Genomic DNA, 20,137 nt, shown 5'->3' on the forward strand with positions numbered 1-20,137 from the left:
CCGGGCGGAAATCAGGTGCGTGTGAATCACCGGGCATGTCAGGCTCCGCCCGTGGACCGGGAACAGATCTCCAGGCGTGCTCATGCGGACCATCCGATCGCAGCCCCGCTCGACGACGACTCGGTGCGCCGACTGCTGGAACGCGGTCTCTCGCGCGGTGGCGAGCGCGTACTCGACCTCGGCTGCGGCGGCGGGGAGTGGCTCCTGCGTGCCCTGACCATGCAGTCGCAGCTGCGGGCCGAGGGCGTCGACATCTCCAAGAGCTCGTTGGCACACGCGCGTCAGGCCGCGCGTCGGCTCGGCGTGGAGGACCGCATGGTCCTCCACCATCAGGACGCTGCGCGTTTCGTCGCCTCCCGCGCCTTCGACCTGGTGCTCTGTGTGGGAGCCACGCACGCTTTCGGCGGCCTGCTCCCCACTCTTGCGGCGGCGCGTGAGCACCTGGCCCCTGGGGGGTGCGTTCTGGTCGGTGAGGGATTCTGGGACCAGGAGCCCTCTTCCGAGGCTGTCGAGCTGCTCGGGGACCTCGCCGACCTGCCGACCACGCTGGATCGGGTCGTCGCGGACGGGTGGACGCCTGTCCAGGGGCATATCAGCACCCGTCAGGAGCTCGACGACTACGAGTGGGCCTGGACGGGGTCGCTGGCCTCATGGGCCCTGGACCATCCCGGCGATCCGGACAGCGCCCAGGCGCTCGAGGCAGCCACCACTCACCGCGACCAGTGGTTGCGTGGCTACCGGGACGTGCTGGGCTTCGTCTGCCTCATCCTGCGTCCGACGCGGGACTGAACTCTGGGCGGGAGCTGCGCCGGTGGCGGCGGTCAGGGTGTGGTCAGGGTCTCGTGGAGGGACCTGAGGGTGGCGGTCGTCTCGGGGGACGCGGGGCGTAGGGGTGGGCGGACCGGGCCTGCGGGGAGGTTCAGGGTGGTGAGGAGGGCCTTGGCGGTGACGGTGCCGGGGAGGCCGTTCGCCATCATCGCCTCGATGAGGGGGGTGGCCCGCTGCTGGAGGTCGGCCGCGAGGGCCGTGTCGCCCGCGTCGAACGCGTCGAGGACGGCGCGCAGGTGGTCCGGGACCGCGTTCGCGACCGTACTGATGTAGCCCGAGCCGCCGACCGCGTACAACGCCAGGATGTGTTCCTCGCAGCCCGCGTAGTAGGCGAGGTCGGTGCGGGCGAGGATCTTCTGGGCGGCCAGGAAGTCGTACGAGCAGTCCTTGACCGCCACGATCCCGGGGTGCTCGGCGAGCCGGAGCAGGGTGTCGGGTTCGATGCGGGTGCCGGTTCGGGCCGGGATGTCGTACAGGGCGATAGGGAGGTCCGTGGCGTCCGCGATCGTGCGGAAGTGCGCCTCGACCGCGTCCTGCGGAGGGCGGCTGTAGTACGGGGCGACGACCAGGAGGCCGTCCGCGCCGGCCTTCTCGGCCTCGCGGGCGAGGGCGGCGGTGTGCGCGGTGTCGGCGGTGCCTACGCCGGCGACGATCGAGGCGCGGCTGCCCACGGCCTCCCGTACCGCCGCGATGAGGGCCGACTTCTCCGCGTCCGTGGTGGTCGGGGACTCGCCCGTCGTACCGGAGAGCACCAGGCCGTCGCAGCCGCGGGTCACCAGGTGGTCGGCCAGGCGTCCGGCGCCGTCCAGGTCCAGGGCGCCCGTGGGGGTGAAGGGGGTGACCATGGCGCAGAGGGCGCGGCCGAAGGGGAGCGGGGGTGTCGGTGGGGTCATGGCGGTAGTGTCCGCCCGAGCGATCGTGTAGCACTACTTAAAATTGCTGTCGATTATCAGTAAGCATCGGTGATGGATGGGCGGGCTTGATAGCCGGCGCGCGGGGTGGGTACTTGGGTGTTCCCGACCGAGAGGAGGCGGAGCACCGTGACCGCAACCATCGAGCGACGGCCGGTCCGCGACGAGGACCACAGTGTGGGTGAGCTCGTCGGACAGGCCACCGAGCAGGTCTCCCGGCTGGTACGGCAGGAAGTGGCCCTGGCCAAGATCGAGCTGGCCGAGAAGGGCCGCCGTGCCGGGCGCGGCGGCGGCATGCTGGGCGCCGCGGGCGCCTTCGCGTACGCGGGACTGCTCGGGGCGGCCGCCACCGGTGCGGCAGCGCTCGCGCTGGTCCTGCCGGTGTGGGCGGCGGCGCTGATCATCACGGCCGTGCTGTTCGTGATCGCCGGCGTGCTGGCCGTGCTCGGCCGGGGACAGCTGCGGAAGGCCACACCCGCGACGCCGGAGCGGACGCTGGGCAGCGTGAAGGCCGACGTGGAGGAGATCAAGGGAAGGGCACACCGATGACGCGGGAGGTGAAGGGTGCGGGCAGGCCCGCGCAGGCGGAGGGTCACGGAACCGGTTCCGGGTCCCACATCGAGCCCGGGAGCCGTCAGGATGCCGCCCGCGGAGCCAAGGGGCCGGACGAGCTGCGGCAGGAGATCGAACGGACCCGTCACGAACTCGGTGACACGGTGGAGCAGTTGGCCGGAAAGATGGACGTCAAGGGGCAGGCGATGGCCCGGGTGGAGGAGCTGCGCGACCGGGCCGGGGCGATGACCGTACAGCTGCGGAGCAGTGCCACGCAGGCCCGCCGGGCGGGGACGCGGAAGCCGTGGCCGGTGATGATCGCCGGCGGGACGGTGGCCGGGCTGGCGGCGACAGCCGGGATGGAGGTGCTGCGGCGGCGCGGGGCGCACTGAGGGCCGACCGAGCGGGCCGGGTGGGTACGGCCGAGGGCCGGCCGAACAGGGGATGTTCGGCCGGCCCTCGCTGCGGCGGTGCACGCCCTACGGGCGGAAGCGCAGGATCTGCGGGTCGTGGTCGCTGATCTGGTCGTGGAACTCGGCGTTGATGTGCACGCTGTCGTACGAGAACGCGCCGCCGCGGCGGATCGACGGGCTGATCAGGATCTGGTCCAGGACCTGACTGTTGCCCTGGTAGACGTAAGAGTAACGCTCGCTCTTCGGCAGGGACTTGACGGCCGACCAGAGAGTGCCGTCGCCCTCGAGGATCTTCGTGGTCCGGGAGAACTCGAAGTCGTTGATGTCGCCCAGGGAGACGACGTGCGCGTTCTTCTGCGTCTTGAGGATCTTCGCGGTGAAGTCGTGGACCGCCTTCGCCTGGAGGTGGCGCTGGGTCTCGGAGCCGCGCGACGGCGGCTGGTACTGCGAGGTCAGACTCTGGTCGCCGCCCTTGGAGGCGAAGTGGTTGGCGATCACGATGACCGTGCGGCCCCGGAAGACGAACTCGCCGGCCAGCGGCTTGCGGCTGTTCTCGAAGGCCTTGGACGTGGGGTCGATCCGGCCGGGGGAGTGCGTCAGGGCCGCCTTGCCGCGCACCTCGGTGACGTCGACGGGCGTGGTGGCGTCGCCGCCCGCGCGGTCGGTGAAGGAGACCCGCTCTGGGGCGAAGAGGAACACCTGACGGATGTTGCCGCCCGGTTCGCCGCCGTCGGCCTTGTCCGCCGGGTCGACGGAGCGCCAGTCGTAGCGCGGGCCGCCGGCCGCCTCGATCGCGTCGATCAGCTCGGCCATCGTCTCGTCGGCGGCGACCGTGCCGTCGTCGGTGGAACCGTTGTTGTCCTGGATCTCCTCCAGGGACACGATGTCGGGCGACTTCAGATTGCGCACGATCGCGTCGGCGTGCGCGGCGAAGGTGTCGTCGGACGGGTCGAGGTTCTCCACGTTGTAGGTGGCGATCGCCAGCTCACCGGTGTGCTGCCGACGGGTGGACTCGCGCCGCTGGTCCTTTCCCTTCAGCGTGCCGAGTTCGCCCGCCACGAGCGTGTAGCCGCCGAACTGGTTGAAGTCCAGCGGGCCCGCGGTGGTGCCGGCGAGGGTGTCGCCGACGTTCGCGTCGGGGAAGTCCGCGGCCCGGCCCAGGGACTGGATCTGCAGACGGCCGGTGTTCCGGTCGTCGTAGGAGCCGTAGACCGTGCCGCCGCGGAGGTTGCGGTTCTCCCACGGCTTCACGGTGACCCAGAGTTCGGTGTACGGGTCGGTGGCGCCGACCACCCGGGCGTCGGAGACCCGGACGTTCATGCCCTCCAGGGACTCGTAGAGGTCCAGGGCGTACCGCTCGGGGCGCAGCGGGAGCGCGTTGACCGAGCCGTTCGCGGCGGGGTCGCCGGCCGGGGCGTAGGCGGCGGGGACGGACCGCGCGTCGATCCCGGTGGCGGCCGGGACCGGGTTGCCGCGGGAGACGACGGTGACCGTGGGGCGGGTGATCTCCGTCAGCGACTGGTTGCCGGAGGCCGTGCCGCCGGGGACGAACTCCGTGACCGTGCCGGACACCGTGACGGCGTCGCCGACGGCGACCCCCTGGGGGGTCGAACCGGTGAAGACGAAGACGCCCTCACTGGTGGCCGGGTCGGCGTCCGGGTTCGGGTCCTGGATCCAGAAGCCGCGGGACGAGCCGTAGGTGCGGACACCGGTGACGATTCCGGTCACGTCGGTGACCTGCTGTCCGGCGTACGGCGATATCCGGGTGTCGCCCTGGATGTCGTGGATGCGCACGGACTCCGCGTGCGCCGGGGAGGTGAGGACGGCCCACTGGGCGGCGGTCGCCGCGCAGACGGCGGCGACGGTGAGCGCGGCGAGGCGCGCGGACGACTTGCTCGGCAACGGATTCCCTCCGGGAAACGTGATGAGTGCCGGGGCGAGAGTGGCAGGTGCGACGTGCGGGGCGTGCATGCGGGACATGCGGGACGGGGTGGGCCCGTACGGGTCCGGTGAACCACCGTCCGCCGTTTTCTACGCGCGTCAATCTCCAGCCTGGCCAGGCCACTTGTCAAGGTTTCAGCCCTGTACGGAGGTTGAAGGAGAGGTGAAGCGGGCGGCTTGAGTGGAAATCCGTCTAGGCTGAGCGGTTGAGTCACAAGAGGCGCCGAGGACAGCACCTAGGAGAAACAGCCGATGTCAGACAGCTCCACCCTGCCGCCGGCGCGGCTGCACCCCGACGCGGAGCTGGCGCGTGAAGCACTGTCCACGCCGTTGCTGTCCCGGGCGGCCCGGCTCGCCCGCTGGGCCGGACCCGCGACCCGGGTCGACGCCGGTGGTGGGCTCGTCGACGAGCAGCTGCCCGCGGCGGCCGAGACGCTCGGGCTGAGCGGGGAGGAGGCCGCCGCCGACGCCAGTGAGGCATGGCGCGTCGCCGTGGACGCCGGGCTCGTCGACGTGGTCGACGAGGAGGAGGGCACCGTCACCGCGGGTGCCGACCTCGCGCTGCTCACCGGGGGCTCGCCGCAGGACGTCCTCACGGTCTGGCTCGCCGCCCTGGAGACGGTGCTCGCCGACGCGAGCGTGCCCGACCTGGACGGGCTCGTCGACGCCATCGCAGCCGGGGACGGATCCGGCGAACTCGACCTCTCCTCGCTCGACTGGGACCCCGAGGCCGAGGCGGAGTTCCTGGACGGGGTGCTCCGCAACCTCTACCTGCTGACCGCCGGAGAGGAAGGCCCTGCCGGGGCGTCGGTGCCGCTGCCCGCGCTGGCCGCGTCCGTGCTCGTCCCCGAGGACATGCCGGAGCCCACCGACGATGTCCTGCACCAGGTGTCCGACGCGATGATGCGGCTGGACGACCAGTTCCGCATGCTGGAGCCGGTCGGACTCGTGGAGTACCAGCCGGTCGACGAAGCACTGCTGGTCGAACCCGATGAAGAGCCCGCAGAGTCTGCGGAGCCTGCGGAACCCGAGGGGCCCGCGGAGTCGCAGGACGACACCGACGTCTCCCGCTACGGCGTGGTGCGGCTGACCCCGCTCGGGCTGTACGGGCTGCGCGCCCGGCTGCTGGAGGCCGGGTTCGAGGCACCGGCGGTCGGGGACCTCGCGGACAAGGGCGCCGACGCGCTGCTCGACGGCACGGCCGTGTTCCCGCCGGCGGCGGCCCACGCGGAGACCGAACAGTGGCTCGCCCGGCGTGAACCCCTCGCCGCGGCACGGGAGTTGCTGGCCGCGGCGCGCGGGAGCGGCAAGAGCGCCCCGCTGCGGCGGCTGCAGTGCCAGCAGGCGCTGTCGCTGGTCGGCCTCTCGGCCGAGCCCGCCCTGCGGGAGGTGCTCGACGACGCGGAACTCGGCGGGCTGGCCCGGGTGTGGCTGACCGAGCACGGGGCCACCGACGTCCCACCGCCCTCCGAGACGATGATCTTCTGGCTGACCGTCGACACGGTCGCCGCGCAGCTCGCCGCCGAGGGCAACTCCGAGGAACTGCGGGCCCTGGTGGAGGGACTGGCCCGCCAGCACAGCGGCTTCTTCGCCACGGCCTGGCGGGTGGAGCACCCGGCCACGGCGGAGGTGCTGGAGGCGATGGGCCGACTGCACCCGGACAAGAAGATCGCCAAGGAGGCCCGCAAGGCGGCCTTCAAGGCCCGGTCGCAGCACGGGGGTTGATGCTCTCCGGGCCCTCCCGCTCGGGGCAGGCCGTGCAGCGCGCACGGGGCCGGGTGGCCCCGTGCGGTTCACCGAAGCGGCCGCCGGGGTGCCCCGCGGAGTTCAACCGGCGTTCAGGCGCGGGCGGAAGCGTGGCGGCGTAAGAGGTCGGCCCCCCACGGCAACCCACCGCCACAGGAGACTCCATGTCACTCACCCGCAGGGACTTCGCCAGGACATCCGCGGTCGCCGGTGCCGGTGTCGCACTGGTGGGCAGCGTCGGCGCCCTCGCCTCCGCACCCAACGCCCTCGCGTCCCACGACGCCGAGAGCGTGGGGGAGGAGCGGGAGCAGGCCCGGCGGCACCACCCCGTGGTCGGCTACGGCCCCCTGGTCCCCGACCCCGACGGCATCCTCGCCCTGCCCGCCGGCTTCTCGTACCGCATCCTCACGTACACGGGCAGGACCCGGCTGGAGTCCGGCGAGTTCACCCCGTCCGACCACGACGGCACCGCCGCTTTCGAGGGTCCCCGCGGCACCACCCTCCTGGTCAACAACCACGAGATCGACGGCCCGCGCGACGAGGCGGAGCACCCGGTCCCGCTCGCCGAGGGCCTCGTCTACGACCCGGGTGCCCCCGGTGGCTGCACGGTCGTCGAGGTGCGTCCCGACGGCAGCGTCGCCGAGTGGGTGGGCATCGCCGGCACCGCCGACAACTGCGCGGGCGGCAGCACCCCCTGGGGCACCTGGCTCACCTGCGAGGAGAACTCCGACCGGGCCGGAGAGAACGGCATGACCAAGGACCACGGCTACGTCTTCGAGGTCGACCCGGCCGACCGGCGCGCCAACCGCGACCCCAAGCCGCTGAAGTTCTTCGGCCGTTACGACCACGAGGCTGTCGTCATCGACCCCAAGCGCGGCCACGCCTACCTCACCGAGGACGCCGACGAGCCCAACGGCCTGTTCTTCCGCTGGACCCCGCCCGGGGACTTCCGCCACGGCCCCGGCAGGTTCCGCACCCTCGCCGACGACGCGGGCGTCCTCCAGGCGCCCAAGTGCTACGACTCCGGCGGCCGGTTCGTCGACGACCTCTCCCGCGCCACGAGGACCGGCACGGTGTACGGCGTCGACTGGGTCGACGTACCGGACCGCGACGCGCGGACCGTCTCCGTGCGCGAGCAGTTCGGGCCCGGCGAGATCACCCGGGGCCGCAAGCTGGAGGGCATGTGGTGGGGCGACGGCGGGGCGTACTTCGTCTCCTCGTACGCCCGTGAGGAGAGCCCCGTTCAGCACGACGGCCAGGTGTGGTTCTACGACCCCCGGCGCCGCACCATGACCCTCAAGGTCCTGCTCGGCGTGAACCCCGACCCCGACAAGGACGGCGCCTTCGACGGCCCCGACAACATCACCGTCTCCCCGTACGGCGGGCTGGTCATCGCCGAGGACGGTGACGGCGTGCAGCACCTGTTCGGCGCCACCGACAGCGGACGCACCTACCCCATCGCCCGCAACGAGCTGAACATCGGCACCGAACAGGAGCCGGAGTTCAGCGAGTTCACCGGCGTCACCTTCTCGCCCGACGGTAAGACCCTGTATGCCAACATCCAGGAACCGGGCATCATGCTCGCCGTCACCGGCCCCTGGAAGCGCCAGAAGCGCAGCTGAACCCTCTGCGGAATTAATTGATTGGCCCGGCCCGCGGTCTTCCTTCTAAAGTCATGCCTGTCCAGGTGCGAAGGCAGGACCTACTTCCACTCTTAATGGGGCGGCCGCGGGTTCGAGTCCCGCCATCGGCACCACACGCCGGTGTAGCTCAGGGGCAAGAGCGCCACGTCGGTTCCGCCGACCTCGATCTCTGGACACCACAACTTCATCGCACCTCCCGGTGCGCAGGCGACGGCTCCTTCGTCGAGATCGAATCCAGGCCGCCGCCGACCTGGATCTCGGGAGGCTACGGCATTTGGTGGGTGCCCGGTGCGCAGGCAGCGGGTACTTCGGGATCAGGGACATATGCGGGTTCGAATCCCGTCATCGGCTCCGGGCCGGTGTGGCGGAAAGGGAAGACGCGCCTGACTGTCCCGTAGCCGATCTGTTTCTCGGGCATCCTCCATTTGTCGTGCCTCCCTCCGGAACTGGAAACAGAAAATGAATTCGGGGGAATTCGGCATGGCGCGATTCAACATCCGTGCGGCCAGGGCGCAGCCCACGTCGCGGGTGACCTCCACCGGCCGTGTACTGCGTACCCACGAGGGCGGCCGCGGCCGCGAGCGCGACCCGCGTTCCGAGCTCTACCTGCTCGCGGTTTCCCACTTCGTCACGCAGCAGACCTTCTACGAGAGCGGTGCCGACCGCGACGACCGCTTCGCGAAGCTCGTGCGCGAGCTCGCGGTCACCGACCCTGCCTGGACGGCCGGCCTGCTCGGCTGGCTGCGTGGCGAGGGCAACCTGCGGACCGCCTCCGTCGTGGGCGCCGCCGAGTACGTCAAGGCCCGCCTGGCGGCCGGCGCGACCGACGGCCCGTCGAACCGGCAGGTCGTGGACTCCGTACTGCGGCGGCCGGACGAGCCCGGCGAACTGCTCGCCTACTGGACCGCCCGGTACGGCCGCAGCATCCCCAAGCCTGTGAAGCGGGGCATCGCCGACGCGGTGCGCCGTCTCTACAGCGGCAAGGCGCTGCTGAAGTACGACACCGCGTCCAAGGGCTATCGCTTCGGCGACATCCTCAACCTGGTGCACGCCGCCCCCGACCCGGACAAGCCGTGGCAGGGCGAGCTGTTCCGGTACGCCCTCGACCGCCGGCACCACCCGGACTCCGCGGTGCCGCCCGTCTCGGACCGTCTCCTCACCGCGCACCGCGCGCTGATGGCGCTGCCCGTCGAGGCGCGGCGCGCGGTCGTCACCGCGCCCGACGGGGCCGAGCGGCTGGCAGCGGCGGGCATGACCTGGGAGGCGCTGGCCGGTTGGCTGCAGGGGCCGATGGACCGGGCGGCCTGGGAGGCCGTCATTCCGTCCATGGGGGTCATGGCCCTCGTGCGCAACCTGCGCAACTTCGACACGGCCGGGGTCTCGGACGAGGTCGCGGAGCGGGTCGCCGCCCGGATCGCCGATCCGGCAGAGGTCGCGCGGTCGCGGCAGTTCCCCTTCCGGTACCTCGCCGCCCACCGGCATGCTCCGTCGCTGCGCTGGTCGTACCCGCTGGAGCGGGCACTCGGTCACTCGCTGGCCCAGGTGCCCGCGCTGCCCGGCCGCACCCTGGTGCTCGTCGACCGGTCGGGCTCCATGTTCCACTCGCGGCTGTCCGACCGTTCGGAGCTCACCCGCGCGGACGCGGCGGCGGTCTTCGGCACGGCACTCGCCCTGCGGGCGGCCGACGCGGACCTCGTCGAGTTCGGCTCGATCAGCAAGCGGGTGCGGTTCCGCGAGGGCGAGTCGGTGCTGAAGGTGCTCGGCCGTTTCGGGGACCTGGGCGGCACCGACACCACCGCGGCGGTGCGCCGGCACTACCGGAAGCACGACCGGGTGCTGATCGTCACCGACGAGCAGTACACCCACAGCCACCACGGCGACCCGACCGAGCAGGTCCCGGCCGGAGTCCCGGTCTACACCTGGAACCTCGCCGGCCACCGGGCGGGCCACGGCCCTTCGGGCACAGCGGACCGGCACACCTTCGGGGGGCTTTCGGACGCCTCCTTCCGGATGGTCCCGCTGCTCGAGGCCGGGCGGGACGCCGACTGGCCGTGGGTCGTCTGAGCCGGTCCCCGGGGAGGCCCGGCTCACGGTCTTGTCGGCGCACCCACTGACATCTAACATTTCAGTTATGGAGGCCATGCGACCCGTACGGCGCACCCTGCTCAGGGAGCGTGCCTACGAAGCGATTCGGGACGCCATCGTGGCCGGGGAGATCGAACCCGGGGCGGTGGTGCGGGACGCCGAGCTCGCCGAGCGGCTCGGGCTGTCCCGCGCACCGGTGCGCGAGGCGTTCTCGCGACTGGTCGACGAGGGGCTGCTGGAGAGCAAGCCGCAGAGCTACACCCGCGTGACCCCCCTGGTCGCCGGTGACGTCCGGGACGCGGCGGCCGTCGTCGGCGCCATGCACGAACTGGTCACCCGCGTCGCCGTACCGCGGCTGCGCGAGGCCGACGTGGACCTCATGCGTGCCGCCAACGAGCGGTTCGCCGCCGCCGTACGGGCCGGCGACGTGGACGGCGCGCTGCGCGCCGACGACGAACTGCACGACGTACTCGTACGGGCGAGCGGCAACCGCGCCGCCGCCGCGACCGCCGCCCGCTACACCCCCCTCATCCGTCGGCTGGAACGGCAGCGCTTCGGCGAGGGCGGCACCTGCCGTTCCGCCGGGCTGCACGAACGGCTGATCGAGGCCTGCGCGGCCGGAGATCCGGACGAAGCGGTCCGGGTCACGGCGGAGATCTGGCGGGGCCTGGAAGAGCTCGCCGACGTTCCCGAGGCTCCCTGACGGAAGGATCGCCCATGTCCCTGTCTGCCTACGAGCGTTACCCCCTGCTCTTCGGACCCTCGCCCGTGCATCCGCTGGAGCGGCTGACCGCGCACCTCGGCGGCGCCACCCTGTGGGCCAAGCGTGAGGACTGCAACTCCGGTGTGGCCTACGGCGGGAACAAGACCCGCAAGCTCGAGTACCTGGTCGCCGACGCGCTCGCCCAGGGCTGCGACACCCTGGTCTCCATCGGTGGGGTGCAGTCCAACCACACCCGCCAGGTCGCCGCCGTCGCCGCCCGCGCCGGACTGGGGTGCGTACTGGTGCAGGAGAGCTGGGTGGAGTGGCCGGACGCCGTGTACGACAAGGTCGGCAACATCCTGATCAGCCGGCTCGCCGGAGCCGATGTGCGCCTGGTGCGGGCCGGTTTCGGGATCGGCTTCAAGGAGAGCTGGGAGCAGGCGCTCAGGGAGGTCGAGGAAGCCGGCGGCAAGCCCTACGCCGTCCCGGCCGGCGCCTCCGACCATCCGCTCGGCGGGCTCGGCTTCGCCAACTGGGCGCAGGAGGTCGCCGAGCAGGAGCGGGAGCTGGGCGTCTTCTTCGACACCGTGATCGTGTGCTCGGTCACCGGGTCCACCCAGGCCGGCATGGTCGCCGGTTTCCGCGCCCTGGAGGAGGCGGGCGGGCGCCCCCGGCGGGTGATCGGGATCGACGCGTCGGCGGCACCCGTCCGCACCCGCGAACAGATCGCGCGGATCGCGCAGAACACCGGTCGGCTCATCGGGGTCAAGGCCGAGTTGACCGAGGACGACGTCGAACTGGACGAGCGGTACCACGCGGGCACCTACGGGATCCCCGACGACACCACGCTGGACGCGATGCGGCTCGCGGCCCGCACGGAGGGGATGGTCACCGACCCCGTGTACGAGGGCAAGTCGATGGCCGGGCTGATCGACCTGGTGTCCCGCGGCGAGATCGGCCGCGAGTCCACCGTGCTCTACGCCCACCTGGGCGGGCAGCCCGCGCTGAACGCGTACAGCGCGCTGTTCTGAGTGGCCGGTGAGCAGCCGGTTCTGAGCGGGCGCCCCATGGCCGGGGCGCCCGCGGGCTCGTAGGCGTGGCTACAGCGACTGGGCGGCGGGCTTGACCATGCCCCGTACCGTGCGGGACTTCACGAACTCGCCCATCGCGGTCATCTCCCACTCGCCGGAGAACTGGCGGATCAGCTTCGCCATCATCACGCCCGTCTGCGGCTCGGCGGAGGTGAGGTCGAAGCGGACCAGTTCCTCACCGGTGGTGGCGTCCAGGAGACGGCAGTACGCCTTGGCCACCTGGGTGAACTTCTGGCCGGAGAACGAGTTGACCGTGAAGACCAGACCGGTGACGTCCTGCGGGAGGCGGCCGAGGTCCACCGTGATCGTCTCGTCGTCCCCGCCGCCCTCGCCCGTGAGGTTGTCGCCGGAGTGCTGGATCGCGCCGCCCACGATCTGGAGCTTGCCGAAGTAGCAGCTGTCGACGTGGTTGCGCTGCGGGCCGTAGGCGATGACCGAGGCGTCGAGGTCGATGTCCTTGCCCCGGTAAGCGGGCTCCCAGCCTAGGCCCATCCGGACCTGCGAGAGCAGCGGTCGGCCGCCCTTCATCAGGGAGACGGTCTGGTTCTTCTGGAGGCTGACCCGGCCCTTGTCCAGGTTGATCTTCCCGGTGCCGGGTGCGGCGGCGGGCGGCGCCGGGGGAGCGGTGGGCGCCGGCGGGGCCTGCGGGGCGGACATCGGCGGGGCCGGCGGGGTCACCGGCGGCTGCACGGCGGGCGGGGGCGGAGTGGCCGGCTGGGCGGGGGCGACCGGCTGGGTGGGAGCGGCCGGTTCCTCGACCATGACTCCGAAGTCGGTGGCGATGCCGGCCAGGCCGTTGGCGTACCCCTGGCCGACCGCGCGGACCTTCCAGGCGCCGTTGCGCAGGTAGATCTCGACGACCACCAGGGCGGTCTCGGTGCCGAGGCGCGGGGGCGTGAAGGTGGCCAGGACCGCGTTGTCGTCGGCGCTCCGGACGGTGGCCGTCGGTTCGATGCCCTGGAACGTCTGGCCCTGGGCGTCGGGGCTCGCGGTGACGACGATCTTCTCGATGCCGGGCGGGACGGCCGCGGTGTCGATGGTGATGGCGTCGGGGGCCGTGCCGCCGCCGGAACGGTAGGTCACACCGGGGCCCGCGGGCTGGTTGTAGAAGATGAAGTCGTCGTCGGAGCGCACCTTGCCGTCGGCGGTGAGCAGCAGGCCCGAAACGTCGAGGCGCACGGGTGCGGCGACGTCCACCGTCACTCGGGCGGTGGGGAGGGGGATGTTCGAGCCGGGGGTCATAGCTGTCATGCCGGGTGAACGAGCGGGGACGATTTACTGTTCCCTTACCTGCGGCCCGAATGGGCATTGACTCTCAGCGCCGGTTGCGGGGGTGGTCGCGGGCGGTGCGCTCGTTGCCGCGCTTGTAGTTCCCGGTCCAGCGGGCCATGACGAGCTGGGGGTCGCTGCTGGTGACCTCGGTGAGGAAACGGGCGGCACGGTCACCGTTCAGGGTGGTCGCGGGGCGGTTGTGGTGGGTGATGTGCACGGTGCCGTCGGGGCGGGCCTCGTGGGTGAAGCCGTGGGGCTTGGGCATGTGCGGATGGTACGGCGGCGGAGGTGGGGCGGCCCAGGGGATTTCGCCCCGCCGCCCCTTCCCGACTCCGGGCGCTCCGCCCCTGGAACCCCGGCCTTTGCCCACCCGCCACCCGACTCGGTCGGCCGAGAGGGGGCCGGCCAGGACGTTCCGCCCGTCCCGAGGGCGAGAAAGAGGGGCCGCTCTCCCTACGGCACCACCACGGTCTTCCTCCCCACCCCCCGCGCGAACTGCTCCAGCGCCTCCGGGTAGCGGTCGAGCGGGATGCGGTCGCTGATGAAGACGTCCGGGTCCAGGACACCCGTGGCGAAGAGTTCGGCCGCCCGCTCGTAGCTGTGCAGGACGGCCATGGAGCCGGTGATGGTGATCTCCTGGTTGTAGATGCGGTACGGGTCGATCGTCACACGGGTCGCGTAGTCGGCGACGCCGAACTGCAGGAAGGTGCCGGCCTTGGCCACGCGGTCCAGGCCGTCCTGGATGGCGGCCGCGTTGCCCGTGGCGTCGACGACGAGGTCCCAGCCCTGCGGCCGGTCCAGCTCGTCCGCGTCGGTCGCCGAGGCGGAGACGCCGAGCTGCCGGGCCGTGGCGAGGCGGTCGGCGTTGACGTCGACGACGTCCACGCTCGCCGCGCCGGTCCGCTTGGCCAGCTCCAGCATCATCAGGCCCATCGTCCCCGAGCCGTAGATCAGGACGTGCGCGCCGAGGCGGGACTGCAGGACGTCGTAGCCGCGCACCGCACAGGAGAGCGGCTCGATCAGGGCCGCGTCCTGGGTGCGGACGTGCTCGGGCAGCTTGACGCAGTTCGCCACCGGGGCCACCGCGTACTGGGCGGCCCCGCCCGCCGTGGTGACGCCGATCGCGGCCCAGCGTTCGCACAGGTTGTTGTGGCCGGTGCGGCAGTGGCGGCACTCGTAGCAGTACAGGGAGGGGTCCACGGCGACCCGGTCGCCGACGGAGAGTTCGGTCACCGCGCTGCCGACGCCGACGACCTCCCCGGCGAACTCGTGACCGGGGACGATGGGCAGCTTCGGCGCGAACTCGCCCTGGAGGATGTGCAGGTCCGTGCCGCACAGCCCGCAGGCCGCGACCTCGACGACGACCTCGCGGGGCCCTGGCGTCGGATCCGGGACCTCGGTGACGACTGCGCGGCCCACGGACTCGATGACGGCGGCCTTCATTTCACGGCTCCCAACGACAGGCCCTGGACGAGTTTGTCCTGAGCGGCGAACCCCGCGGCGAGCACCGGCAGGGAGATGACGAGCGACGCGGCGCACACCTTGGCCAGGAAGAGGCCCTGGCTGGTGATGAAGCCGGTCAGGAAGACGGGGGCGGTCTCGGCGACCACGCCCGTCAGCACCCGGGCGAACAGCAGTTCGTTCCAGCTGAAGATGAAGCAGATCAGGGCCGTCGCCGCGATGCCGGGCAGCGCCATCGGGGCGACCACGCGCGCCAGCACCGTCGGCAGCCGGGCTCCGTCGATTCGGGCGGCCTCGATCACCGCGACCGGGATCTCCGAGAGGAAGGAGTGCATCATCCACACGGCGATCGGCAGGTTCATGGAGGTGTAGAGCAGGACCAGCAGCCAGACGTTGTCGAGCATCCCGGCGTTCTTGGCGAACAGGTAGATCGGCAGCAGGCCGGCCACGACCGGCAGCATCTTGGTGGAGAGGAAGAAGAACAGGACGTCCGTCCACCGCTTCACCGGACGGATGGACAGGGCGTACGCCGCCGGGAGTGCGAGCAGCAGGACCAGGACCACCGAGGCCACGGACGCCACCGTCGAGTTGATCAGGGACGGCCAGGGGCTCGCGCCGCCGCCCGCGCCGAAGAACTCGCGGTAGCCGTCCAGGGTGAGGGCGGCGGTGAAGGACGGCGGGTTGGTGGCCGCGTCCTGCTCGGAGTGGAGGGACGTCAGCGCCATCCAGGCGATGGGCAGGAAGAAGACGATCCCGGCCAGCCAGGCCACCAGGCCGAGACCCGCTCCCTTGCGGATCCGGCCGCGGGTGCGTACGGCGACGGTGCTCATGCGCGGGACACCTCCTCGCGGAACAGGGACGACACGACGCGCAGGGCGAAGGTCGCGATGACGATCGAGCCGATGACGACCAGGACGCCGGCGGCCGAGGCCAGGCCGTTCTCATGGGCCTGGTAGAAGGTCTGGTAGACGGTGTAAGGGAGGTTGGCGGTGCCCAGGCCGCCGGACGTGATCGTGAAGACCGCGTCGAAGTTCTGCACGATGTAGATCGAGCCGAGCAGGGCGCCCAGTTCGAGGTAGCGGCGCAGGTGGGGCAGCGTGAGGTGGCGGAAGATCTGCCAGTCGCCCGCGCCGTCGACGCGGGCCGCCTCGATCTGCTCCTGGTCCCGGCTCTGCAGCCCGGCGAGCAGGATCAGCATCATGAACGGCGTCCACTGCCACACCAGCGCGGCCTGGACCGCCAGGAGCGGGGCGCCCGAGATCCAGTCCGGCTGCGGCCCGCCGACGTGGTGCAGCAGGCCGCTGAGCAGCCCGTACTCGGGGTTGTAGAGGACGTGCTTCCACAACAGGGCCGCCGCCACCGGCACCACCAGGAACGGGGCGATGAGCAGGGTGCGGACGATGCCCCGGCCGCGGAACCTCCGGTCGAGCAGCAGGGCGAGCAGCAGTCCGAGGACCAGGCTGGTGAGGACGACCGCCACCGTCAGCAGGATCGTCGTCCAGACCGACCGGCGAAGGTCGGGGTCGCCGAGGACCACTCCGTAGTTCTCGAAGCCGGCGAACCGCCGGGCGTCGGGGTAGAGGGAGTTCCAGTCGAAGAAGGAGATCACCAGCGTGGCCACGAAGGGCAGCTGGGTGACCGCGACCATGAAGACCAGGGCGGGCAGCAGCGGGGCCCTGGTGGCCCAGCCGCGCAGCCGGTCGGAGCGCCGGCCACCGCTCGGGCGGACGTCCGGGGCGGCCACGGGGGCCGTTGTCGTGGCGGTCATCGTCCCTCGTACTCCTCGGAGATCTCTTCGGCGAGCCGCTGGGACTTCTTCAGGGCCGACTCGACGGACTGGCGTCCGGCGATGGCCGCGCTGATCTCCTGGGAGACCTGGGTGCCGAGGTCCGTGAACTCGGGGATGCCGACGAACTGGATGCCAGGCGCGGGCCGCGGCTGCACACCCGGGTCGTCCGGGCGGGCCTGCTCGATGGCCTTCCTGGTCATCTCCTGGAAGGCCGCGGCCTGTGCGCGGTAGTCCGGGTTCTCGTAGGTGGAGGCGCGCTTGCCGGCCGGGACGTTCGACCAGCCGATCTCGTCGCCGACCAGCCGCTCGTACTCCTTGCTGGAGGCCCACGAGACGAACTTCCAGGCGTTGTCCGGGTTCCGGGAGGCGTTCTGGATGCCCCAGGCCCAGGTGTAGAGCCAGCCGGCCGACTCCGTCCGCTCGACGGGGGCGGGGGCGTAGCCCATCTTGCCCTTGACGGGAGAGCCGGCGGACTCCAGTGAACCGGCCGCGGAGGTGGCGTCGTACCACATGGCGGTCTTGCCCTGGGTGGTGTTGTTCAGGCACTCGGCGAAGCCGGACTGGGCGGCGCCGGCCTGGCCGTGTTCGCGGACCAGGTCGACGTAGAACTTCGTCGCCCGCTGCCACTCGGGGGAGTCCAGGCGGGCGTTCCAGTCCTCGTCGAACCAGGTGCCGCCGAAGGTGTTCACCACGGTCGTCAGCGGGGCCATGACCTCGCCCCAGCCGGGCAGACCGCGCAGGCAGATGCCCTTCATGCCGGGCTCGGCCCCGTCGAGCTTCGCGGCGATGTCGGCCACCTGCTCCCAGGTGGGGTCGGCCGGCATCGTCAGGCCCTCCCGCTCGAGGATGTCCTTGCGGTACATCAGGAACGAGGACTCGCCGTAGAAGGGCTGGCCGTAGAGCTTGCCGTCGTCCCCGCTGAGGGACCGGCGCATCGGCCCCAGGATGTCCTGCTCGTCGTAGGCGGTGTCCTCGTCGACGTAGGAGTCCATCTCCCGGAGCCAGCCGTTACGGGCGTAGATCGGGATCTCGTAGTTGGACAGGGTGGCGACGTCGTACTGGCCGGCCTGGTTGGCGAAGTCCTGGCTGATCTTGTCGCGGACGTCGTTCTCCGGCAGCACGGTGAAGTTCACCTTGATGCCGGTGTCCTTGGTGAAGTGCGCGGCGGTCAGCTTCTGCAACTCCACCATCTGCGGGTTGTTGACCATCAGGACGTTGACGGCGTCACCGCCGGATCCGGCCCCGCCCGCTCCGACCCAGCAGCCGGAGAGCAGTGGGGCGAGCAGCGTCCCTGCGGCGGCCGCGGCGAGTGCGGCTCGCGGAGGCCTCCGTCGGCTCTGGGTTCGCATGGATCGCTCCTGCACGTATAAGGGAGGTATGGGGAGGTATCAGACGTCGCCTGGACGGCTCGGCCCGCGGGGAAGTGGAACTGTGCGTGGTGGAAACGGCGCGGTGTGTCGCGCGCCGTGGGGTGCCGTGGTGCGAGGGTGCGGGGTGCGCCGTGGCGCGGGTTGCGTCGGCTCAGACCCGGATGACCTGGGGTCCCAGCAGGGAGTAGCGATGGGCCTCGGCCGCCGGGAGCAGTGTGCTCGTGACGATCGCCTCCAACGCGCCGACCTCGGCGAACCGGCAGAAGCTGACCGCCCCGAACTTGGTGTGGACGCCCGCGAACACCACCCGGCGCGCGGCCCGGACCGCCTGCGTCTTGACCTCGCTGACGGCCGGGTCGGGCGTGGTCAGACCGTGTTCGTGGGAGATGCCGTTGGCGCCGATGAACGCCAGGTCGACGACGAAGCCGGAGAGCATCTTCGTCGTCCAGTGGTCGACGGTGGCGAGGGTGCCGGAGCGGACCCGGCCGCCGAGCAGTAGCACGGACACGGTGCCGGTCTCGGCGAGCGCGCCCGCGACCGGCAGGGAGGCGGTGACCACGGTGAGCGGCCGGTCCCGGGGCAGTGCCTCGGCGATGAGCTGCGGGGTGAAGCCCTCGTCGACGAAGACCGTCTCTGCGTCGCCGAGCAACTCGGCCGCGGCGTTCGCGACCCTGCGCTTCTCGGCCACATGGCTGGTGGCGCGGAAGGCGAGCGTGGTCTCGAAGGCGGCGCTCTCCACGGGATAGGCGCCGCCATGGGTGCGGCGCACCAGGCCGTGGTCCTCCAGAGCGCGCAGGTCCCGTCGCACGGTCTCCTTGGCCACGCCCAGATCGGTGGCGAGCGCCGTGACGTCGACCGAGCCGGTGGCGCGCGCCACCCGCACGATCTCCCGCTGGCGCTCTTCGGCCGTTCTGTCGCGCATGGCCGAACACCTGCTTCCTGATCTCGCTGCCCGTTCGGGCCCTGTGGGGTCCTTGCAGGCAGTTGTACAGGTGGTCCGCGCGGCTGACCAGGTCTGTTGTGGAACCGGTATCGCCCGTTTCCGCCCGTTCGCCTCCGGCCGTGCCCGGCCCGGACCTGCACGGGGGCGGACCGCGGCACGGAAGCGGGCGTCGTGCGTGCCCGAATGCGGCGGCGGGCGGGCCCGTTCGGTGCCCGCCCGCCGGTGGGAGCGTCGGATTTCTGCCGCGGCCACGCACGCGCGTGCCGTCGATGTGCCGGTGCCGGTGCCGGTGCCGGTGCCGACGCCGGCGCTGGAGCCGGGCCCGCGGCTTCGGTGGCGCGTCGGGCCCGTGGTCTCAGTACGGCCAGATCGGCGGGTCGGTCACGAAGTGGCCGCCGATGCGCGCGTGCGCCTCGTCGTCCGGGTCCAGCTCGCCCTGCTCGGCGACGAGCTTCGCGGCGAACGGCTCGGAGTCGTCCTGCGGGTCGTAACCGAGCGCACGCGCGGAGGTGAGGTCCCACCACAGGCGTGTGTTGGCGGACGAGCCGTGGACGACCGTGTGTCCGACGTGCTCGGCGGTCAGGGCCGCGTGCAGGAGGCGGGCGCAGTCGGCGGGGCTCATCCAGATCGAGAGCATCCGCACACTGGTCGGCTCGGGGAAACAGGACCCGATGCGTACGGAGACGGTCTCCAGGCCGTGCTTGTCCCAGTAGAGCTGGGCGAGGTCCTCGCCGAAGCACTTGGACAGACCGTAGAAGGTGTCCGGGCGGTGCGGGGTGTCGACGGGGACGAGCGGGTCGCCGGCCAAAGGGCGGGGGGTGTAGCCGACGGCGTGGTTGGAGGAGGCGAAGACGATGCGCCCGACGCCTTCCTCGCGTGCGGCCTCGTACAGGTGGTGGGTGCCCTCGATGTTCGCCGCGAGGATCTTCTCGAAGGAGGCCTCGAGGGAGATGCCCGCGAGGTGGATGATCGCGTCGACACCGCGGACCGCCTCGCGCACCGCCTCCTTGTCGGCCAGGTCCGCGACGATCGCGTCCGGCTCGCCCTCGACCGGGTGCAGGTCGAGCAGGCGCAGCCGGTAGCCGTAGTCCGGGAGCAGGCCCCGCATCAGGGTGCCGAGACCGCCGGCGGCGCCGGTGAGCAGAACGGTGCGGGGAGCGGGCATCCAGGGATCTCCTTGCATCACCGGCCGTGCATGTGTGCGCACGGCATTCATATTCGTGGACACGCTAAGGAGGCGGGCTGTGGCCCGTCAAGTATCCCGCGTCTTCCCGCGATCGGGGGGAATCGGGCGCTGCCTGCCGGGTGGGCCTGCTTGACCGGTGTCCTCGGGGGGCCTTAGCGTGACACCGTTCAGGGATGTAGACGCCAATCATGAATATGGACCAG

The 20,137-nt window shown here is 71.5% G+C and carries 18 protein-coding genes and 1 tRNA gene; 9 read left to right on the forward strand and 10 right to left on the reverse strand.

Annotated elements, in window-relative coordinates; translation table 11 throughout:
- Window positions 1-51 precede the first annotated feature (51 nt).
- Window positions 52-789, forward strand: a complete 738-nt coding sequence (locus JL475_RS14990; protein WP_202278154.1) for a cyclopropane-fatty-acyl-phospholipid synthase family protein — start codon at window positions 52-54, stop codon at window positions 787-789.
- 32 nt (window positions 790-821) lie between these two features.
- Here the strand turns inward: JL475_RS14990 and dapA are convergent, their stop codons facing one another.
- Window positions 822-1,721, reverse strand: coding sequence for a 4-hydroxy-tetrahydrodipicolinate synthase (gene dapA / locus JL475_RS14995; RefSeq protein ID WP_202278156.1), 900 nt, complete (start codon window positions 1,719-1,721; stop codon window positions 822-824).
- 147 nt (window positions 1,722-1,868) lie between these two features.
- On the opposite strand from dapA, the gene JL475_RS15000 reads away from it, so the two are divergent.
- Together JL475_RS15000 and JL475_RS15005 are read left to right on the forward strand one after the other, a co-directional pair.
- Window positions 1,869-2,288 carry a phage holin family protein gene (locus tag JL475_RS15000; RefSeq protein ID WP_202278158.1) on the forward strand — a complete coding sequence of 140 codons (420 nt, stop codon included), beginning with the start codon at window positions 1,869-1,871 and terminating at the stop codon, window positions 2,286-2,288.
- Window positions 2,285-2,683 carry a DUF3618 domain-containing protein gene (locus JL475_RS15005; RefSeq protein ID WP_202278160.1) on the forward strand — a complete coding sequence of 133 codons (399 nt, stop codon included), beginning with the start codon at window positions 2,285-2,287 and terminating at the stop codon, window positions 2,681-2,683. Before JL475_RS15000 ends, JL475_RS15005 begins: the two co-directional genes overlap by 4 nt.
- A gap of 87 nt (window positions 2,684-2,770) precedes the next feature.
- Here JL475_RS15005 and JL475_RS15010 read toward each other — a convergent pair whose 3' ends face one another.
- Window positions 2,771-4,606, reverse strand: coding sequence for an endonuclease/exonuclease/phosphatase (locus tag JL475_RS15010; protein ID WP_202278304.1), 1,836 nt, complete (start codon window positions 4,604-4,606; stop codon window positions 2,771-2,773).
- 291 nt (window positions 4,607-4,897) lie between these two features.
- On the opposite strand from JL475_RS15010, the gene JL475_RS15015 reads away from it, so the two are divergent.
- From JL475_RS15015 to JL475_RS15040, 6 genes are all read left to right on the forward strand, one after another.
- A complete protein-coding gene (locus tag JL475_RS15015) occupies window positions 4,898-6,370 on the forward strand; it encodes a hypothetical protein (protein WP_202278161.1) in 1,473 nt (490 codons plus the stop codon).
- A gap of 185 nt (window positions 6,371-6,555) precedes the next feature.
- The gene (locus tag JL475_RS15020; RefSeq protein ID WP_202278163.1) at window positions 6,556-8,013 is read left to right on the forward strand and encodes an alkaline phosphatase PhoX; all 1,458 of its coding nucleotides are present in this window, start codon (window positions 6,556-6,558) and stop codon (window positions 8,011-8,013) included.
- Between the two features lie 55 nt (window positions 8,014-8,068).
- Window positions 8,069-8,147 (forward strand) — tRNA-Lys (locus JL475_RS15025).
- A gap of 367 nt (window positions 8,148-8,514) precedes the next feature.
- Entirely contained in the window at window positions 8,515-10,098 is a 1,584-nt protein-coding gene (locus JL475_RS15030; RefSeq protein ID WP_202278165.1) for a TROVE domain-containing protein, read from the forward strand.
- A gap of 67 nt (window positions 10,099-10,165) precedes the next feature.
- The gene (locus JL475_RS15035) at window positions 10,166-10,822 is read left to right on the forward strand and encodes a GntR family transcriptional regulator (protein WP_202278167.1); all 657 of its coding nucleotides are present in this window, start codon (window positions 10,166-10,168) and stop codon (window positions 10,820-10,822) included.
- 14 nt (window positions 10,823-10,836) lie between these two features.
- A complete protein-coding gene (locus JL475_RS15040; protein WP_202278169.1) occupies window positions 10,837-11,853 on the forward strand; it encodes a 1-aminocyclopropane-1-carboxylate deaminase in 1,017 nt (338 codons plus the stop codon).
- 69 nt (window positions 11,854-11,922) lie between these two features.
- Here the strand turns inward: JL475_RS15040 and JL475_RS15045 are convergent, their stop codons facing one another.
- The 8 genes from JL475_RS15045 to JL475_RS15080 all read right to left on the reverse strand — a co-directional run bounded on the left by JL475_RS15045 (window position 11,923) and on the right by JL475_RS15080 (window position 19,913).
- The gene (locus JL475_RS15045) at window positions 11,923-13,155 is read right to left on the reverse strand and encodes a TerD family protein (RefSeq protein WP_202278171.1); all 1,233 of its coding nucleotides are present in this window, start codon (window positions 13,153-13,155) and stop codon (window positions 11,923-11,925) included.
- A gap of 73 nt (window positions 13,156-13,228) precedes the next feature.
- Window positions 13,229-13,450: a hypothetical protein gene (locus JL475_RS15050; protein WP_202278173.1), complete on the reverse strand. Its 222-nt coding sequence runs from the start codon at window positions 13,448-13,450 to the stop codon at window positions 13,229-13,231.
- Between the two features lie 188 nt (window positions 13,451-13,638).
- Window positions 13,639-14,628: a zinc-dependent alcohol dehydrogenase family protein gene (locus JL475_RS15055; protein WP_202278175.1), complete on the reverse strand. Its 990-nt coding sequence runs from the start codon at window positions 14,626-14,628 to the stop codon at window positions 13,639-13,641.
- Window positions 14,625-15,476 carry a carbohydrate ABC transporter permease gene (locus tag JL475_RS15060; protein WP_202278177.1) on the reverse strand — a complete coding sequence of 284 codons (852 nt, stop codon included), beginning with the start codon at window positions 15,474-15,476 and terminating at the stop codon, window positions 14,625-14,627. The genes JL475_RS15055 and JL475_RS15060 overlap by 4 nt, the downstream gene beginning before the upstream one ends.
- The gene (locus tag JL475_RS15065) at window positions 15,473-16,414 is read right to left on the reverse strand and encodes a carbohydrate ABC transporter permease (protein ID WP_202278179.1); all 942 of its coding nucleotides are present in this window, start codon (window positions 16,412-16,414) and stop codon (window positions 15,473-15,475) included. The genes JL475_RS15060 and JL475_RS15065 overlap by 4 nt, the downstream gene beginning before the upstream one ends.
- Complete coding sequence (locus JL475_RS15070; RefSeq protein WP_202278181.1) at window positions 16,411-17,784, reverse strand: sugar ABC transporter substrate-binding protein; 1,374 nt, start codon at window positions 17,782-17,784, stop codon at window positions 16,411-16,413. The genes JL475_RS15065 and JL475_RS15070 overlap by 4 nt, the downstream gene beginning before the upstream one ends.
- Window positions 17,785-17,956: 172 nt before the next feature.
- Entirely contained in the window at window positions 17,957-18,727 is a 771-nt protein-coding gene (locus JL475_RS15075) for a DeoR/GlpR family DNA-binding transcription regulator (protein ID WP_202278183.1), read from the reverse strand.
- 376 nt (window positions 18,728-19,103) lie between these two features.
- A complete protein-coding gene (locus JL475_RS15080) occupies window positions 19,104-19,913 on the reverse strand; it encodes an NAD(P)-dependent oxidoreductase (protein WP_202278185.1) in 810 nt (269 codons plus the stop codon).
- Window positions 19,914-20,137 lie beyond the last annotated feature (224 nt).

It is taken from the genome of Streptomyces sp. M2CJ-2, assembly GCF_016757295.1.
Taxonomy (GTDB): domain Bacteria; phylum Actinomycetota; class Actinomycetes; order Streptomycetales; family Streptomycetaceae; genus Streptomyces.

Bases quoted from the DNA above. Each gene is read 5' to 3' on its own strand.
- JL475_RS15020 (WP_202278163.1), top strand. From the start codon at position 6,556: ATGTCACTCACCCGCAGGGACTTCGCCAGGACATCCGCGGTCGCCGGT.
- JL475_RS15015 (WP_202278161.1), top strand. From the start codon at position 4,898: ATGTCAGACAGCTCCACCCTGCCGCCGGCGCGGCTGCACCCCGACGCG.
- JL475_RS15050 (WP_202278173.1), bottom strand. From the start codon at position 13,450: ATGCCCAAGCCCCACGGCTTCACCCACGAGGCCCGCCCCGACGGCACC.
- JL475_RS15065 (WP_202278179.1), bottom strand. From the start codon at position 16,414: ATGACCGCCACGACAACGGCCCCCGTGGCCGCCCCGGACGTCCGCCCG.
- JL475_RS15055 (WP_202278175.1), bottom strand. From the start codon at position 14,628: ATGAAGGCCGCCGTCATCGAGTCCGTGGGCCGCGCAGTCGTCACCGAG.
- JL475_RS15035 (WP_202278167.1), top strand. From the start codon at position 10,166: ATGGAGGCCATGCGACCCGTACGGCGCACCCTGCTCAGGGAGCGTGCC.
- JL475_RS15030 (WP_202278165.1), top strand. From the start codon at position 8,515: ATGGCGCGATTCAACATCCGTGCGGCCAGGGCGCAGCCCACGTCGCGG.
- JL475_RS15070 (WP_202278181.1), bottom strand. From the start codon at position 17,784: ATGCGAACCCAGAGCCGACGGAGGCCTCCGCGAGCCGCACTCGCCGCG.
- JL475_RS15040 (WP_202278169.1), top strand. From the start codon at position 10,837: ATGTCCCTGTCTGCCTACGAGCGTTACCCCCTGCTCTTCGGACCCTCG.
- JL475_RS15075 (WP_202278183.1), bottom strand. From the start codon at position 18,727: ATGCGCGACAGAACGGCCGAAGAGCGCCAGCGGGAGATCGTGCGGGTG.
- JL475_RS15005 (WP_202278160.1), top strand. From the start codon at position 2,285: ATGACGCGGGAGGTGAAGGGTGCGGGCAGGCCCGCGCAGGCGGAGGGT.
- JL475_RS15080 (WP_202278185.1), bottom strand. From the start codon at position 19,913: ATGCCCGCTCCCCGCACCGTTCTGCTCACCGGCGCCGCCGGCGGTCTC.
- JL475_RS15045 (WP_202278171.1), bottom strand. From the start codon at position 13,155: ATGACCCCCGGCTCGAACATCCCCCTCCCCACCGCCCGAGTGACGGTG.
- JL475_RS15060 (WP_202278177.1), bottom strand. From the start codon at position 15,476: ATGAGCACCGTCGCCGTACGCACCCGCGGCCGGATCCGCAAGGGAGCG.
- dapA (WP_202278156.1), bottom strand. From the start codon at position 1,721: ATGACCCCACCGACACCCCCGCTCCCCTTCGGCCGCGCCCTCTGCGCC.